Below are 13,315 nucleotides of genomic sequence, written 5' to 3' on the forward strand. Positions count from 1 at the left end.
GGGGGCCGAAGGAGTCTTCTACGTTCATGAGCTTCAATCGCGTGATCGTTGCGACCGCCCTGGTCGCGGCTGCCGGGCTCGCTGGCTGCCAGTCGACCCAGAAGGCCCTTGGCATGACCAAGGTGACCCCCGACGAATTCCGGATCGTCACCAAGGCTCCGCTGGTCGTCCCGCCCGACTACGCCCTGCGCCCGCCGGCGCCCGGTGAGCCGCGCCCGCAGGAGCTGCAGCCCGAAAGCGCCGCCCGCAACGCCCTGCTGGGCCAGCGCGAGGCCGAGCAGCGGTCCGACGGCGAGAAGATGCTGGTCGCCAAGGCCGGCGCCGAAAAGGCCGACCCGCTGGTGCGCTACGTGGTCGACGACGAGTTCGGCGACATCTCCCACAAGGAAAAGAGCTTCGCCGACCGGGTGATGTTCTGGAAGAAGGACGACGCGGCGACGCCCCAGCAGACCGCCGCCCTCGACAATTCCAACACGCCCGTCGATGCGGCCGCCGAAAAGGAACGCATCGCCAAGCTGACCGGCGACAAGCCGATCACCATCCAGCGCGACGCCAAGTCCCGCATCAAGCTGCCGGGGCTGTAGGCCGCTGAGCCCATCCCTCCTCTTCAGGGGAGGGTGGCCGAGGCGCAGCCTCGGACGGGTGGGGGTGTCGGGCTCAGGCTCAGCGCTCAGCGTTTGAACGCCCTTCCCCACCCTGGCCGCTTCGCGGCCTGTCCCTCCCCTGAAGAGGAGGGATGACTTTCACTCTTCCCCCGGCGTCTTCACCGTGAAGCCCTGGGCCCGCAGACGTTCCAGCACCCCGTTCTGCGCCAGCAGCGGCCGCAGCGGCACGAGCGCGATGGCGTGCCCCGGCGTCTTCAGGGCCCCCGCGATCGCCGCCGCTTCGTCGGCCTTGGTGCGCTCGTCGTAGCTACGCCCGCCGCTGATGACCGCCAGGCAGCGCTCGTAGGTCCGCTCGTTCTGCAAGGCGCCCTCGACGTCGCCCTGGGCCCAGGCGCGGGCGGCCGCCAGGGTGACGCCCGGCCCGGCCTCGGCCTGGGCCAGCACCTCGTCGAAACAGATCCGCCCCGTGGACGCCGGGGTGCGGAGGATGCCGCCCAGCTGCGGCCCCAGGTCATAGCTCTTCTCGATCACCTTCACGCCCTTCCGCTGGGCCAGCAGCCGGACTAGCTTGGCCGGGTCCATGTTGGTGAGCTGGGAGCGGTCGCGGTAGTCGATGGCCAGTTGCACGCCGGCCGCCAGGGGGTTGTTGGTGTCGTAGCGCCTGGCGTCCTGGCCCAGGCGGTTGCGGACCGCCACGAAGCGGGCGCGCGTGCCGGCGTCCAACCGCTGCTCGAACGGCCCGCCGGCCTTCAGACGCATCAGGTTGAAGGCCGTGCCCAGGGAGCCGCCCACCTTGGCCCGCACGTTCACGAACGGCAGGATGACCACATTGGCGCCCTTCAGCCGGCGCTCGAAGATCGCCCGGTCCCATTCCATCCGCTTGGGCGCCAGCGAGGGCACGCCCAGGACATAGACCGTGGTGTCGGCGTCCGAGACCCGCCACCAGGCCGGGCCGGGCAGGCGGCCGTGGACCACCAGTTCCTCCACCAGGGTCGCGTCCGGATCGTCGATGGTCGGCCTTGGGGGCGTCGGAGCCAGCGGCGCCTGGGCGGCGGCCGGAAGGGCCGCGAGCACCAGGATCGCGGCGAGGGAGGCGAGGCGATTCAGCACGGGCGGGAGACTCCTTGGAATCGTACTATGTAGGATGGTCTAGCCGCCATGCCGATCCGCCGCCTCCCGCCCGAACTGATCAACCGCATCGCCGCCGGCGAGGTGGTGGAACGCCCTGCCAGCGCGGTCAAGGAACTGGTGGAGAACGCCCTCGACGCCGGCGCCTCCGAGATCCAGGTCCAGGCCGATGGCGGGGGTCTCACCCGCATCCTGGTGGCCGATGATGGCAATGGTCTGGCTTCCGACCAGCTGCCCCTCGCCGTGGAGCGCCACGCCACCTCCAAGCTCAATCCCGGGGAGGACGGCGAGTACGACCTGCTGCGGATCGCCACCATGGGCTTCCGGGGCGAGGCCCTGCCCTCCATCGGCTCCGTGTCGCGCCTGTCGATCACCAGCCGCGCCAAAGGCCTGGCCGACGCGCACGCGATCTTCGTGGAAGGCGGCGCGGTGGGCGCGGTCGCCCCGGCCGGCTTCCCCGGACCGCATGGGGCGCGGGTGGAGGTGCGCGACCTCTTCTACGCCACCCCGGCGCGGCTGAAGTTCATGAAGTCCGAGCGCTCGGAAACCCAGGCCATCGCCGAGGAGCTGAAGCGCCAGGCCATGGCGCACGAGGCGGTGGGCTTCGCCCTCGACATCGACGGCCGCCGCACCCTGCGCCTGCCCGCCGAGTCCCCGGGCGACGAGGGCCGCCTCGCGCGCCTGGGCGCGGTCATGGGCCGCGAGTTCTCCGAGAACGCGCTGCTCATCGACCACGAGCGCGAAGGCGTGCGGCTATCAGGCTACGCCGGCCTGCCCACCTACAACCGGGGCAACGCGGCGCATCAGTACCTCTTCGTCAACGGCCGGCCGGTCCGCGACCGCCTGCTGCAGGGGGCGCTCCGCGGCGCCTACGCCGACTTCCTGGCCCGCGACCGCCACCCGGCCTGCGCCCTCTACATCGAGCTGGACGCCGGGCTCGTCGACGTGAACGTCCACCCCGCCAAGGCCGAGGTACGGTTCCGCGATCCGGGGCTGGTGCGCGGCCTGATCGTCAGCGGCCTGCGCCATTCCCTGGCCGGCGCCGGGCACCGCGCCTCGACCACCGTCTCGATGGCGGCGCTGGGCGGTTTCCGGCCGCAGGGCCTGCCCTATCCGGCCGCACGGCCCTCGGGTGGCGGGTTTTCGGCCTGGAGCGCCGGCGGCTGGCCCGCCGCCGCGGCCGCCGTCTCCCAGGCCATCCCTGGCCTCTCCGAGGTCTCGGCCCGCGCCGAGGACGCCTGGCAGCCGGGCGTCGCCGAGCCCGCCAGCGCCGCGCCCGTCTTCGACCCCGTGGACTATCCGCTGGGCGCCGCCCGGGCCCAGGTTCACGAGACCTACATCGTCGCCCAAACCCGCGATGGCGTGGTCATCGTCGACCAGCACGCCGCCCACGAGCGCCTGGTCTACGAGCGGATGAAGGGCGAACTGGCCGAGGGCGGCGTCGCCCGCCAGGCTCTGCTGCTGCCCGAGGTCGTCGAGTTGGACCCCGCCGAAGCCGACCGCGTCGTGGCCCGGGCCGACGAACTGGCGGCGCTGGGACTGACGATCGAGCCGTTCGGCCCTGGCGCGATCCTGGTGCGCGAGGTCCCGGCCCTGCTGGGCGAGACCGACGCCGCCGGCCTGATCCGCGACATCGCCGACGACCTGGCCGAGAACGGCCAGGCCCTGGCGCTCAAGGAACGGCTGGAGGAGGTCTGTTCCACCATGGCCTGCCACGGCTCGGTCCGCGCCGGCCGCCGCCTGACGGCGCCCGAGATGAACGCCCTGCTCCGCCAGATGGAAGCCACGCCCCACTCCGGCCAGTGCAACCACGGCCGCCCGACCTACGTCGAACTCAAGCTCGCCGACATCGAGCGGCTGTTCGGGCGGCGTTAGGTCAGCTCTCGCTCCGCGAACGCCAGCATCGCCGCCTGCAGGTACTCCGTCATCCCGGCCGCCTGGGCCTCGTAGCGGGCGTGGAAGTCCGGGTGTTCGCCGTAGAGCGCCGCGAGGTTCTTGTAGGCCGCCCGCGTGACCGGCTGCGGCCACTGGTTGGCGATCCAGTCGCGGTGGCGGCCGGTCAGCGCCTGTACAGGCGCGCTGTCGGCCGGCAGGCCATCGGCCAGCGCGCAGACGAACCCGGCCTCGATCCCCGCGATCTCGGCCTGGGCGGCGTCGAAGTCCGCCTGCTTCCAGTCCTTCTGCACCGTCTTCACCGCGTCGATGGATTTCCGGATTTCTGGCCCATAGCGGTCGACCAGCCACGCCTCCTGCTTCGCCTGCTTTTCGGGATCGAAGCCCCGGTACATCGCCTTGTCGTCCATCGTGGTCGCTCCCTGCAAAGCGGCGAGGGTGTCGTCGATCGTCCGGACCAGCCGCCGCGTGCGCCGCGCCTGGGCCTGGAGCCGCGTCCGGTGCGCCGTCAGCGCCGCCACCCGATCGAAGTCGGGCGCGTCCAGCACCCGCCCAATCTCGTCCAGCGGGAAGCCGAGCTCCCGGTGGAACAGGATCTGCTGCAGGCGCAAGAGCTCGTCCTTGCCGTAGTAGCGGTAGCCATTGGCGCCGACGTCCGCCGGCTTGAGCAGCCCGATGTCGTCGTAGTGATGCAGCGTCCGGACGCTCACGCCCGACAGCTTCGCCACCTCGCTGACCGTATAGCCGCCCACCGTTCGTCGTTCCCTCTGCCAATGGCGGGATCAGTCAGGCCTCACGCCGCGTTAGGGTCAATCACCCCATGGCACGGAGCGAACGGATGGAACTCCACACCGGCCGGATGATCGATCACATCCACCTGCGGACCCAAGACCTGGACGCCTGCAAGCGCTTCTACGGCGCCATCATGGACGTTCTGGGCATCCCTTATCGAAGCGACGACAACCACTTCCAGGCCGACGAACTCTGGATCGACGCGGGCGGCCAGCACAGTCATGTCCACCTGGCGTTTCAGGCGAAGGACCGCGAGACCGTGGACCGGGTCTACAAGGCCGCCCTGGCCGCCGGCGGCAAGGACAACGGCCCGCCCGGCGAGCGCGACTACCATCCGGGATACTACGGGGGGTTCGTCCTCGATCCGGACGGCAACAACATCGAGGCGGTCCACCACGGCCCCGCCGATCGCTCGGCCGACAGCGTGACGATCAGCTTCGAGATGCCGAAAGCTTAAGCCGCGCGGGCCTCCGCGCCCTCGCCCCCGACCTGCAGCACGGCGTTCATCGCGGCCAGCAGGCGCTCGGGCTTGATCGGCTTCTCGACCACGCCGTTCATGCCGCACATCCGGTAGAACGCGGCGTCGGACGGGTCGGCGTTGGCGGTCAGCGCCAGGATCGGCGCCTGCGACGCCGGCCCGCCGCCCGAGCGGATGCGCCGCGTGGCCTCGATCCCGTCTATGCCCGGCATCTTGATGTCCATCAGCACCAGGTCGAAGCGCCCGCTGGCGGCGGCCTCGACCGCGTCCTCGCCGTTGTCCACGGCTTCGCTGGAGCAGCCGAACATCTCGCACAGGGTCTGGGCGACCATGCGGTTGGTGGCGTTGTCGTCGACGATGAGCACGTGGACCGCCTCGCCGGCCTCCACCGCCTGGGGCGCGCCCGCCTCGGCTTCCGGGGCTGGCAACCGGCGCAGCGGTATCTCGAAGGCCAGTTCGGCGCCGCCCTCGCGCGGCCGCGCCGAGATCGTCCCGTTCATGCGCTCGACGATCTGGCGGCAGACGGCCAGCCCCAGGCCGGCGCCGCCGTGGCGCATGCCCTCTTCGGTCTGCTGGAAAGGCGCGAAGACCGCCTCGAGCCGGTCGCCGGGGATGCCCGGTCCCGTGTCGGTCACCGTGCCGGCCAGGCGGACGTCGTCGCCCTCGACGACGGCGGCCAGCCGCACGTCGACGCCGCCCTGCGACGTGAACTTCAGCGCGTTGCCGACCAGGTTGTTCAACACCTGTCGCAGGCGCACGGAATCGGCCAGGATCCAGAGGTCGGCGGGTCCGTCGTAGACGGCGCGGATCTCCAGCCCCTTCAACTCGGCCTGGGCGCTCCACAGTCCGGAGACGTCCTCCAGGATGCGCCCCGCCGACAACGGCGCCTCGTCAAGTCCCAGGCCGGCGGCTTCGGCGCGCGACAGGTCCAGGGCGTCGTTCAGCAGCCGCAGCAGGGCCCCGCCCGACTCCAGGATCGTGTCGATGAAGGGCGCCAGGTCGGGCTGCTGCGACTTGCGCCGCACGATCTCGGCCACGGCGAGGACGCCGTTCAGCGGCGTGCGGATCTCGTGGCTCATCACCGCCAGAAAGCGCCCCTTGGCGGCCAAGGCTTCGCCGGCCTCCGAGGCCAGGCGGCTCATGGTCTCTGCGTGGCTGCTGGCGGCGGCGGCCGAGGCCTGGAGCAGGGCCAGCGCCGTGCCGACGCCGGCATAGCGGCCGGCGCGGGTGACGATGAAGCCGTGCAGCAGCTCCGAGGGCCGCTCGGCCAGCACGCTGCCGAAGAACTCGGCCAGGGTCGTATCGCCGTCGGCGACCACCGGGTCGCGCTTCATCATGTGCGAGGCCGGGCGCTTCGACCACAGGGCGTAGCCGTGCTGGGCGGCCATCAGCACCAGGAAGGCGTTGCGCTCGACCAGCCCGACCGGCGCGCCGGCCTGGTCGACCACGGCGATCGCCAGCGTGTCGGGCTCGTTCTGGAAGCGCTCGTACAGCTCCGCCCCCGGCGTGTTCGGGGACACCGGTGAGATATGCGGCGCGATGTCGAGCAGCAGCGTCATGCCGGTCTCCGGGAAACAACCGGCGCCAGACATCTGCGATCACTCCTAACGGGGCGTTAGAAATACCGTCTTCGTTGGCGAAGATTTTGCGAAGAGTTTGTGACAGTCGCGGTTATTATTGTCGTTTCAGGAAATCAACGGCGCCCTCAAGGTAATCGCGCACGTCGCGCAATGTATGTCCGACCATCCGTGGCGACGACGCCGCGCGACCCCAGCCGTCGTCGGGCGAGGTTGGAACTTACGCTGCGGCATGCGACGTCAAAGCCGGTTGTCCGTGCGCGCACCAGCTCTACTATTTCCGCCGCAACAGGGATCCCGGCCAACCGGGCGCGCAGATGAACGCTCCCAGGGGTGGCCTCGGTTCGAGCCGGTTCGCCGGCGACGGCTTCTTCCGCAGCGCCCTGGAAAGCAGTCCCGACTGCGTGAAGATCCTCGACCTCTCCGGGCGCATCCAGTTCGTGAACCGCAATGGCGTCGTGCTCATGGAGGCCGAGGACGCGGCGAGCCTGCTGGGCGTCGAATGGCTGAGCCTGTGGGGCGAGCCTGAGCGGCCGATGGTCGCCGCGGCGCTGGCTCGGGGCGCGGAGGGCGAAACCCAGCGGGTGATGGGGCCGGCGCGGACCTTCCGCGGCGCCCTGCGCTATTTCGACAATGCAATCGCGCCCCTCTGCGACGACGCCGGCGCGCCGGTCGCCCTCCTGGTCACCTCCCGCGACGTCACCGAAATCGAGGCGGCGCGGCGCGCGGCCGAGGCGCGGGAACACGAAGCCGAGCTGCAGGCGGCGATCCTGCGCTCCGCCAACGAGGTGGCGCGGCTCGGCGGCTGGCACGGCGATTTCCGGACCGGTCTGCTCACCCGTTCGGAGGAATGCGTCCGCATGATGTGCGGGGGCCCGCCGGTGCAGCCGATGCGCGACGGCCTCGACATCTACGACCCGGAGGACCGCCCCCGCATCGCCGCCTACATGTCGCGGGTCCGTCCGCCGGGCGAGCGCATCCGCTACGAGGCCCCCTTCACCCGCTACGATGGCTCGCGCGGCTGGCTGCGGGTGTTCGGCGAGGCGGTGTACGAGGGCGACGTCTGCGTGGGCCTGCGCGGCGCGGCGATGGACATCTCGGACGAGAAGGCCGCCGAGGAGACGATCAAGCGCGCCGAGCAGCGCCTGATCCTGGCGCTGCAGCTCGCCGGGATGCACGTGTACGAGCTGGACTTCGAGCAAGGGCTCCTCACCCACCACGGGTCCGACGACACTCTCCTCGACGGAGATCTCACGTTCGACGACCTTGGAAGCGGCCTGGAGATGATCGTGGATCCGCGCGACCGCGACGCGGTGAGCGCGGAGTGGGACGCGGCGCTGGCGAACGGCGTCTCCTTTCGCTCGGAGTTCCGCGTGAACCGGGCGGATGGACAGGAAGTCTGGGTCTTCGCCGTGGCGGAAACCGCCTTCGACGAGACGGGCAGGCGGCGGCGGCTGATCGGGGCGCTGAAGGACATCACCGCGCGAAAACGCAGCGAGCTACAGACCCTCGAGGCCATGGCCAGGATGCGCGAGCACGAAACGCGCCAGAAGCTACTGCTGGACGAGCTGAACCATCGCGTGAAGAACACCCTGGCGGCCGTCCAGTCGGTGGCGGTCCAGACCCTCCGGGACGAGGGCGACATGGCCCACGCCCGCGACCTGTTCATCGAGCGCCTCCTCGCGCTGTCCTCGACCCACAACCTCCTGGTCCGCCGGGCCTGGCAGAGCGCCTGCCTGCACGAGCTCGCCGAGACGACGCTGAAGCCCTACGGCCGGCCCTACGAGGTCATCGGGGCGGACCTTCAGCTCGACCCGAACTTCGCCGTGAGCCTCGGCATGGCGCTGCACGAACTGGCGACCAACGCCCTGAAGCACGGCGCCTGGCGCGGCGCGGGCCGGGTCGGCATCGAGGTGGCGCAAGGGGCCGGCGGCGAGGTCGCCATCACCTGGCGCGAGACCGGCGGCGGTGCGGTCACGCCGCCCACGCGGCGCGGCTTCGGCTCGCGCCTCCTGGAACGGGGCGTCGCCCGCGAACTGGGCGGCCGCGTCACGCTGGACTTCGCCCGCAGCGGCCTCGTCTGCGCCATCCGGGTCCCCGAAAGCGAGCGCCTGAGGGTCGTGCACGCCCAGGCGTGAGGCCGACCGGGACGAGTCCCCGGCGGCGTCAACTTCGACCGACTCGCAGGAAATGAACGCGCGCCGCCCCGTAGTCGCGCGCGTCCAGCATCTCGTAGCCGGGGATGAGCGGAGGGGGTTCGGTCACCCCGCGCTCGAAGACCACGACCGCGCCGGGCGCCAGCCAGCCGCCCGCCGCCAGCTTCTCCAGCGCCTGCTCGCCCAGGCCCTTGGCGTAGGGTGGATCCAGGAACGCCAGGTCGAACGCTGGCCCGTCGGCCCCGGGCTTCGCGCCCAGGTCGGTGGCGCTGCGGCGATGGACCCGGGTCTTGCCGAACAGGCCGCCCAGCGCCTCGACGTTGTCGCGGATCGCGCCCCGCGCCGCCTCGTCGGTCTCCACGAACAGGCAGAAGCTGGCCCCCCGCGACAGGGCCTCGAAGCCCAGCGCCCCGGAGCCCGCGAACAGGTCGATCACCCGCCGCTCGCGGACGCCGGCCGACCACGGGGCATGTTCCAGGATGTTGAAGATCGCCTGCCGGGCGCGGTCCGAGGTCGGGCGAGTGGCCTCGCCCTTGGGCGCGATCAGCGCCTTGCCGCGGAATTCCCCTGAGACGATGCGCAAAGCCCGGCGCTCCTTGTGACTGCGGTCCTCCCGTTCCAAGCTTTCCGCCAACAAAGCAAGGGAGAGCGTCATGGGCTTGGTGAAGGTTGAACGGCGGGGCGGGACCGCGGTGATGACCTATGCGAACCCGCCGCTGGGCACGATGACCGCCGCGGGGTCCCAGGAGATGCTGGAGGCGTTTCGGCCTCTCAGCGCCGACGCGGCCGTGCGCAGCGTCATCGTCACCGGCGGCCTGCCCGACATCTTCATCCGCCACTACGACGTGGGCGAGCTGTCGGCCGCCAGCGACGCCACCGAGGGCATGGCGCCGCCGGAGCCGCCGCCATCCGCCCAGCCGGGCGGACGCCCGCGCCAGGGCTTCCTGGCCCTGGTGGACGAGATCTTCGAGGCGCCGAAGCCCGTCGTCGCGGCGATCAACGGCCTGTGCATGGGCGGCGGGTTCGAGCTGTCGCTGGCCTGCGACCTGCGGGTCGCCAGCCCGAAGGTGGCCGCCATCGGCCTGCCCGAGACCCGGATCGGCATCTTCCCGGGCGGCGGCGGGACCCAGCGGCTGCCGCGCGTGGTCGGCGAGGCCAAGGCGCTGGAGATCATCCTGCGCGGCCTGACGTTCGACGGCGCGGAGGCGCACCGCATCGGCCTGGTCCACGAACTGGCCGACGACCCGCTGGCCCGCGCCCTGGAGATCGCCGCGGAGTGGGAGACCCGCGGCGCCCAAGGGCTCGCCTACGCCAAGCGCCTCACCCGCGCGGCCCTCGACCGCCCGGTTTGGGAGGGCCTGTCCGATGAGCGCCGGAGCTTCGGGGAGGTGATGCGGACGGCCTCGGCCCGCGAGGGCCTGCGCCGGGGCCGCCCGCCCGCGGAGATCCAGAAGGTTTGATCCGAGCGGGCCTGGGGCCGGTTGGTTTGGGCGAGGCCGATCTGAAGTCCGAGGGCTCGGGGCCGGACGACTTTGGGCCGGGCTTGTAGCCGGACGCCTTGGGGCCGGAGCCCTTGTATCCCCCGGGCTTGGGACCAGCGGCCCTGAAGCCGGACGGCTTGGAGCCCTCGGGCCTGGGTGCGGACGGCTGGAACGCGACGGCCTTAGGCTCCGGCGGCCGGGACGGCCTCGGTCCGGTCGATTTCGACGCCGAGGCCCGGGCCGCCGCGGCCTTGCGCTCGGCAGGCCGTGGCCGAGGGGCCGCCAGGGTCGGGGCGGGGCGGTCGATGATGCCGGGGCGCGTCGGCGTGACCACCTTGCCCGCCCGCTTCGCCTTCACCGCGGGCTTGGGCTTGCCCGAGGCCTTGGACCTGGCGAAAGCTGCGTCCTTCAGCGGCTGGCGGACCTTCGGCTTCGGCTTGGCCCAGCCGGCCTTGTAGACCGGCTTCTCCTTGGGACCGGTCCGCGCCGGCGCTAGGTCGGCCTGGGCCTTGGCTTCCTCCTGGGCGCGACGCGACGCGCTCTTGTTGGGCGAGCGGTACTGCGGCCGCTCCCCGGTGGGCAGGTTGGCCGGGTCGATGTGCTCGGCGAACTGCTCGCGGACCACCCGAGGCCCCACTTCCTCCAGCTCGCCCACCCCCAGGGTTCCCAAGGCCAGCGGCCCGTAAGCCAGGCGGATCAGCCGGTTCACCTTCAGGCCGATGGCCTCCAGCACGCGGCGCACCTCGCGGTTCTTGCCCTCGTGCAGGCTGACGGTCAGCCACAGGTTGGCGCCCTGCGGCCCCTCCTTGGCCTTGTCCAGCTTGGCGTCGACCGGGCCATAGCGGACGCCGTCGACGGTGATGCCGTCCTTCAGCGTGTCCAGCTTCTCCTGGGTGGTCCGCCCGTGGGCGCGGGCGCGGTAGCGGCGGACGATGGCCGTGGACGGCATCTCCAGCGCCCGGGCCAGCTCGCCGTCGTTGGTGAGCAACAGCAGGCCCTCGGAATTGATGTCGAGGCGGCCCACCGAGATCAGCCGCGGCAGCCCGTTCGGCAGGGCGCCGAACATCGTCGGGCGGTTGTTCGGGTCCTTGTGCGTCGTCACCAGGCCCACGGGCTTGTGGTAGCGGAACAGGCGCGCGGGCTCGGGCTCGCCGATCACCTCGCCGTCGACGGTGAGGATGTCGCCGGGCTCCACCTTCACGGCCGGCGTGTCCAGCGTGCGGCCGTTGATGCCGACCCGCCGCTCAGCGATCAGGCGCTCGACGTCGCGGCGCGAACCGACGCCGGCGCGGGCCAGCAGCTTGGCCACGCGTTCGCCCCCTTCGGGGCCGCCATCGGAATCGTTGTCTTGACCCGGATCGTCGGGCTGGGGTCGTAGTGGATCGTGGACCATGATCAGCGGACAATGCGCATCGCGCTCGAAGCGGCGCAAGCGGCAGCCTTGGCGGGGGAGACACCCGTCGGCGCCGTCGTGGTCGATCCAGCGTCCGGCGAGGTGGTCGCGGTCGGCGCGAACCAGCCCATCGGCAGCCACGATCCCACCGCCCATGCCGAGATCGTGGCGATGCGCGAGGCGGCCCGGAAGCTGGGCAACTACCGGCTCACCGACCTCACCCTCTTCGTCACCCTGGAGCCCTGCGCCATGTGCGCCGGAGCCATCAGCCACGCGCGCATCGGACGGGTCGTGTTCGGCGCCGAGGACCCGAAGGGCGGGGCCGTCGTGAACGGGCCGCGGTTCTTCGAACAGCCCACCTGCCACTGGCGGCCGAAGGTGGAGGGCGGCGTGCTGGCCCAGGAGGCGGGCGACCTCTTGCGCAGCTTCTTCCGAGCTCGCCGCAAGCCGTGAGGTACGAGGAGTTCGCCCCGCCCCAGGCGCTCGCCCCCTACGTCCATTGCCTCTGGGTCTTCGAAGGCCAGGACGCACGGGAGCCGCAGCGGATCGTGCCGGACGGCCGGTGCGAGCTGATCCTGCACTGGCGCGCGCCCTACCTCGAACAGGATGGCGCGGGCTGGACGCCGCAGCCGCGGGCCCTGTTCGCCGGCCAACTCACCCGGCCGCTCCATCTGTTGGCTCGCGAACGGGCCGGGGTGGTGGGCGTGCGGTTCCGGACGGCAGGCTCCGCCGTCTATCTGCAGAGCCACGTGAACGCGTTCACGGACCGCCGGCTGGCGGTCAGCGACGCGCCGGACCTGCGCAAGGCGACGGACGAGACCGAACGGCTGGCCCTGGCCGCCGGCTATGTGGCCTCCCGCCTGGAGCCGCGCTTCCACGATCGGCAGATCTCGCGCGCTGTCGAGGAATTGCGCCGAAGCGGGGGGCGCGTGCCGCTGGATGCGCTGGCGTCCACGGCCGACCTGTCGCCCCGCATCCTGCAGCGCCGGTTCCTGCAGGCGGTGGGCGTGCCGCCACGGATGTTGGCCTCCATCCTGCGCTTCCACCGGGTGTTCGAGGCGCTGCAGGCGCCCGGCGTCACCAGCTGGACCGAGGCGGCCCAGGTCGCGGGCTATTTCGACCACCCGCAGATGGCCCGCGACTTCCGCCGTTTCGTGGGCTGCACGCCCAGCGAATTCCTGGCCGCCGAGCGGGGCCTGGCCAGCCACTTGGCGTCGTAAACGTACAAGCGCCGAACGCCCGCTACGGTTAAGCCTGGGCCTCGGAGGACCACCCCATGCGCATCGCCCTCGCCCTGATCGCCCTCGCGACTGCGACCGCCGCCCGGGCCGCCCCGGCGGACGACGTGACCAGGCTGTCCTGGATGGCCGGAAGCTGGGTCGAGGAGAAGGACGGCGTCACCACCCGCGAGACCTGGCTGCCGCCGCTGGGCGGAGTCATGGCCGGCGCCGGCCAGACCAACGCCGGGACGCGTCCGCCCCGCGTGGAGCACATGAAGATCGCCGCCGAATCGGGAGGCGCCACCTATACCGCCGTTATCCCCGGCCAGGCGCCGACGCCGTTCGTCCTGCTCCCCGGAAAGGATGGCGAGGCGGTGTTCGAGAACAGGGCCCACGACTTCCCGCAAAGGGTGATCTACCGCCGCTGCGGAGAGGACCTCTGCGCCCGGATCGAGGGGATCCTCCGCGGCCGGCCGGCGTCGGAGTCATGGCGCTACCACCCCCTCCGCTGATCTTTTTCGTTAACCTCACCGAGACGGAAATCATTAATTTCAAAGATTTTTTCGCGCGCTGAAACCGGCCGCCGAAAGGC

Annotated in this window: 12 protein-coding genes and 1 pseudogene; 8 read left to right on the top strand and 5 right to left on the bottom strand. The window is 71.4% G+C overall.

The features are described 5' to 3' along the window. The first annotated feature begins 26 nt into the window (after positions 1-26). The gene (locus EPO51_RS26790) at positions 27-584 is read left to right on the top strand and encodes a DUF3035 domain-containing protein (RefSeq protein ID WP_293357140.1); all 558 of its coding nucleotides are present in this window, start codon (positions 27-29) and stop codon (positions 582-584) included. 159 nt (positions 585-743) lie between these two features. Here the strand turns inward: EPO51_RS26790 and EPO51_RS26795 are convergent, their stop codons facing one another. Next, on the bottom strand, positions 744-1,715 hold the full coding sequence (locus tag EPO51_RS26795; protein WP_293357142.1) for a TraB/GumN family protein: 972 nt from the start codon (positions 1,713-1,715) through the stop codon (positions 744-746). 48 nt (positions 1,716-1,763) lie between these two features. On the opposite strand from EPO51_RS26795, the gene mutL reads away from it, so the two are divergent. Then, positions 1,764-3,608, top strand: coding sequence for a DNA mismatch repair endonuclease MutL (mutL, locus tag EPO51_RS26800; RefSeq protein WP_293357144.1), 1,845 nt, complete (start codon positions 1,764-1,766; stop codon positions 3,606-3,608). Here mutL and EPO51_RS26805 read toward each other — a convergent pair. After that, positions 3,605-4,378, bottom strand: coding sequence for a MerR family transcriptional regulator (locus tag EPO51_RS26805; RefSeq protein WP_293357146.1), 774 nt, complete (start codon positions 4,376-4,378; stop codon positions 3,605-3,607). The genes mutL and EPO51_RS26805 overlap by 4 nt on opposite strands. Before the next feature lie 86 nt (positions 4,379-4,464). On the opposite strand from EPO51_RS26805, the gene EPO51_RS26810 reads away from it, so the two are divergent. Continuing rightward, positions 4,465-4,875 carry a VOC family protein gene (locus tag EPO51_RS26810; protein WP_293357148.1) on the top strand — a complete coding sequence of 137 codons (411 nt, stop codon included), beginning with the start codon at positions 4,465-4,467 and terminating at the stop codon, positions 4,873-4,875. Here EPO51_RS26810 and EPO51_RS26815 read toward each other — a convergent pair. Next, positions 4,872-6,455 (bottom strand): response regulator, encoded by a 1,584-nt coding sequence (locus EPO51_RS26815; protein WP_293357150.1) that lies wholly within the window; start codon positions 6,453-6,455, stop codon positions 4,872-4,874. The genes EPO51_RS26810 and EPO51_RS26815 overlap by 4 nt on opposite strands. Positions 6,456-6,790: 335 nt before the next feature. On the opposite strand from EPO51_RS26815, the gene EPO51_RS26820 reads away from it, so the two are divergent. Continuing rightward, positions 6,791-8,611, top strand: coding sequence for a PAS domain-containing protein (locus tag EPO51_RS26820; RefSeq protein WP_293357152.1), 1,821 nt, complete (start codon positions 6,791-6,793; stop codon positions 8,609-8,611). Positions 8,612-8,639: 28 nt separating this feature from the next. Here EPO51_RS26820 and rsmD read toward each other — a convergent pair whose 3' ends face one another. After that, entirely contained in the window at positions 8,640-9,284 is a 645-nt protein-coding gene (rsmD, locus tag EPO51_RS26825) for a 16S rRNA (guanine(966)-N(2))-methyltransferase RsmD (protein WP_293357154.1), read from the bottom strand. A 70-nt stretch (positions 9,285-9,354) separates the two neighbouring features. On the opposite strand from rsmD, the pseudogene EPO51_RS26830 reads away from it, so the two are divergent. Continuing rightward, positions 9,355-9,993: pseudogene (locus tag EPO51_RS26830) on the top strand (enoyl-CoA hydratase/isomerase family protein); the annotation flags it as partial. Here the strand turns inward: EPO51_RS26830 and EPO51_RS26835 are convergent. After that, the gene (locus tag EPO51_RS26835) at positions 9,950-11,419 is read right to left on the bottom strand and encodes a pseudouridine synthase (protein WP_293357156.1); all 1,470 of its coding nucleotides are present in this window, start codon (positions 11,417-11,419) and stop codon (positions 9,950-9,952) included. The pseudogene EPO51_RS26830 and the gene EPO51_RS26835 sit on opposite strands and share 44 nt — an antisense overlap. A gap of 96 nt (positions 11,420-11,515) precedes the next feature. On the opposite strand from EPO51_RS26835, the gene tadA reads away from it, so the two are divergent. From tadA to EPO51_RS26850, 3 genes are read left to right on the top strand one after another with little or no spacing between them, the layout of a single operon-like run. Then, positions 11,516-11,956: a tRNA adenosine(34) deaminase TadA gene (gene tadA, locus EPO51_RS26840; protein WP_293357158.1), complete on the top strand. Its 441-nt coding sequence runs from the start codon at positions 11,516-11,518 to the stop codon at positions 11,954-11,956. Beyond that, positions 11,953-12,723 (top strand): helix-turn-helix domain-containing protein, encoded by a 771-nt coding sequence (locus EPO51_RS26845; RefSeq protein ID WP_293357160.1) that lies wholly within the window; start codon positions 11,953-11,955, stop codon positions 12,721-12,723. The genes tadA and EPO51_RS26845 overlap by 4 nt, the downstream gene beginning before the upstream one ends. A 56-nt stretch (positions 12,724-12,779) precedes the next feature. Then, positions 12,780-13,235: a DUF6265 family protein gene (locus tag EPO51_RS26850; RefSeq protein WP_293357162.1), complete on the top strand. Its 456-nt coding sequence runs from the start codon at positions 12,780-12,782 to the stop codon at positions 13,233-13,235. Positions 13,236-13,315 lie beyond the last annotated feature (80 nt).

The sequence above is a fragment of the Phenylobacterium sp. genome, assembly GCF_004297125.1.
GTDB lineage: Bacteria > Pseudomonadota > Alphaproteobacteria > Caulobacterales > Caulobacteraceae > Phenylobacterium.

What these genes read in the sequence shown, in the direction of transcription:
- EPO51_RS26790 (WP_293357140.1), top strand. Translation starts at nt 27, where the DNA reads ATGAGCTTCAATCGCGTGATCGTTGCGACCGCCCTGGTCGCGGCTGCC.
- mutL (WP_293357144.1), top strand. Translation starts at nt 1,764, where the DNA reads ATGCCGATCCGCCGCCTCCCGCCCGAACTGATCAACCGCATCGCCGCC.
- EPO51_RS26810 (WP_293357148.1), top strand. Translation starts at nt 4,465, where the DNA reads ATGGAACTCCACACCGGCCGGATGATCGATCACATCCACCTGCGGACC.
- EPO51_RS26815 (WP_293357150.1), bottom strand. Translation starts at nt 6,455, where the DNA reads ATGACGCTGCTGCTCGACATCGCGCCGCATATCTCACCGGTGTCCCCG.
- EPO51_RS26820 (WP_293357152.1), top strand. Translation starts at nt 6,791, where the DNA reads ATGAACGCTCCCAGGGGTGGCCTCGGTTCGAGCCGGTTCGCCGGCGAC.
- rsmD (WP_293357154.1), bottom strand. Translation starts at nt 9,284, where the DNA reads ATGACGCTCTCCCTTGCTTTGTTGGCGGAAAGCTTGGAACGGGAGGAC.
- tadA (WP_293357158.1), top strand. Translation starts at nt 11,516, where the DNA reads ATGCGCATCGCGCTCGAAGCGGCGCAAGCGGCAGCCTTGGCGGGGGAG.
- EPO51_RS26850 (WP_293357162.1), top strand. Translation starts at nt 12,780, where the DNA reads ATGCGCATCGCCCTCGCCCTGATCGCCCTCGCGACTGCGACCGCCGCC.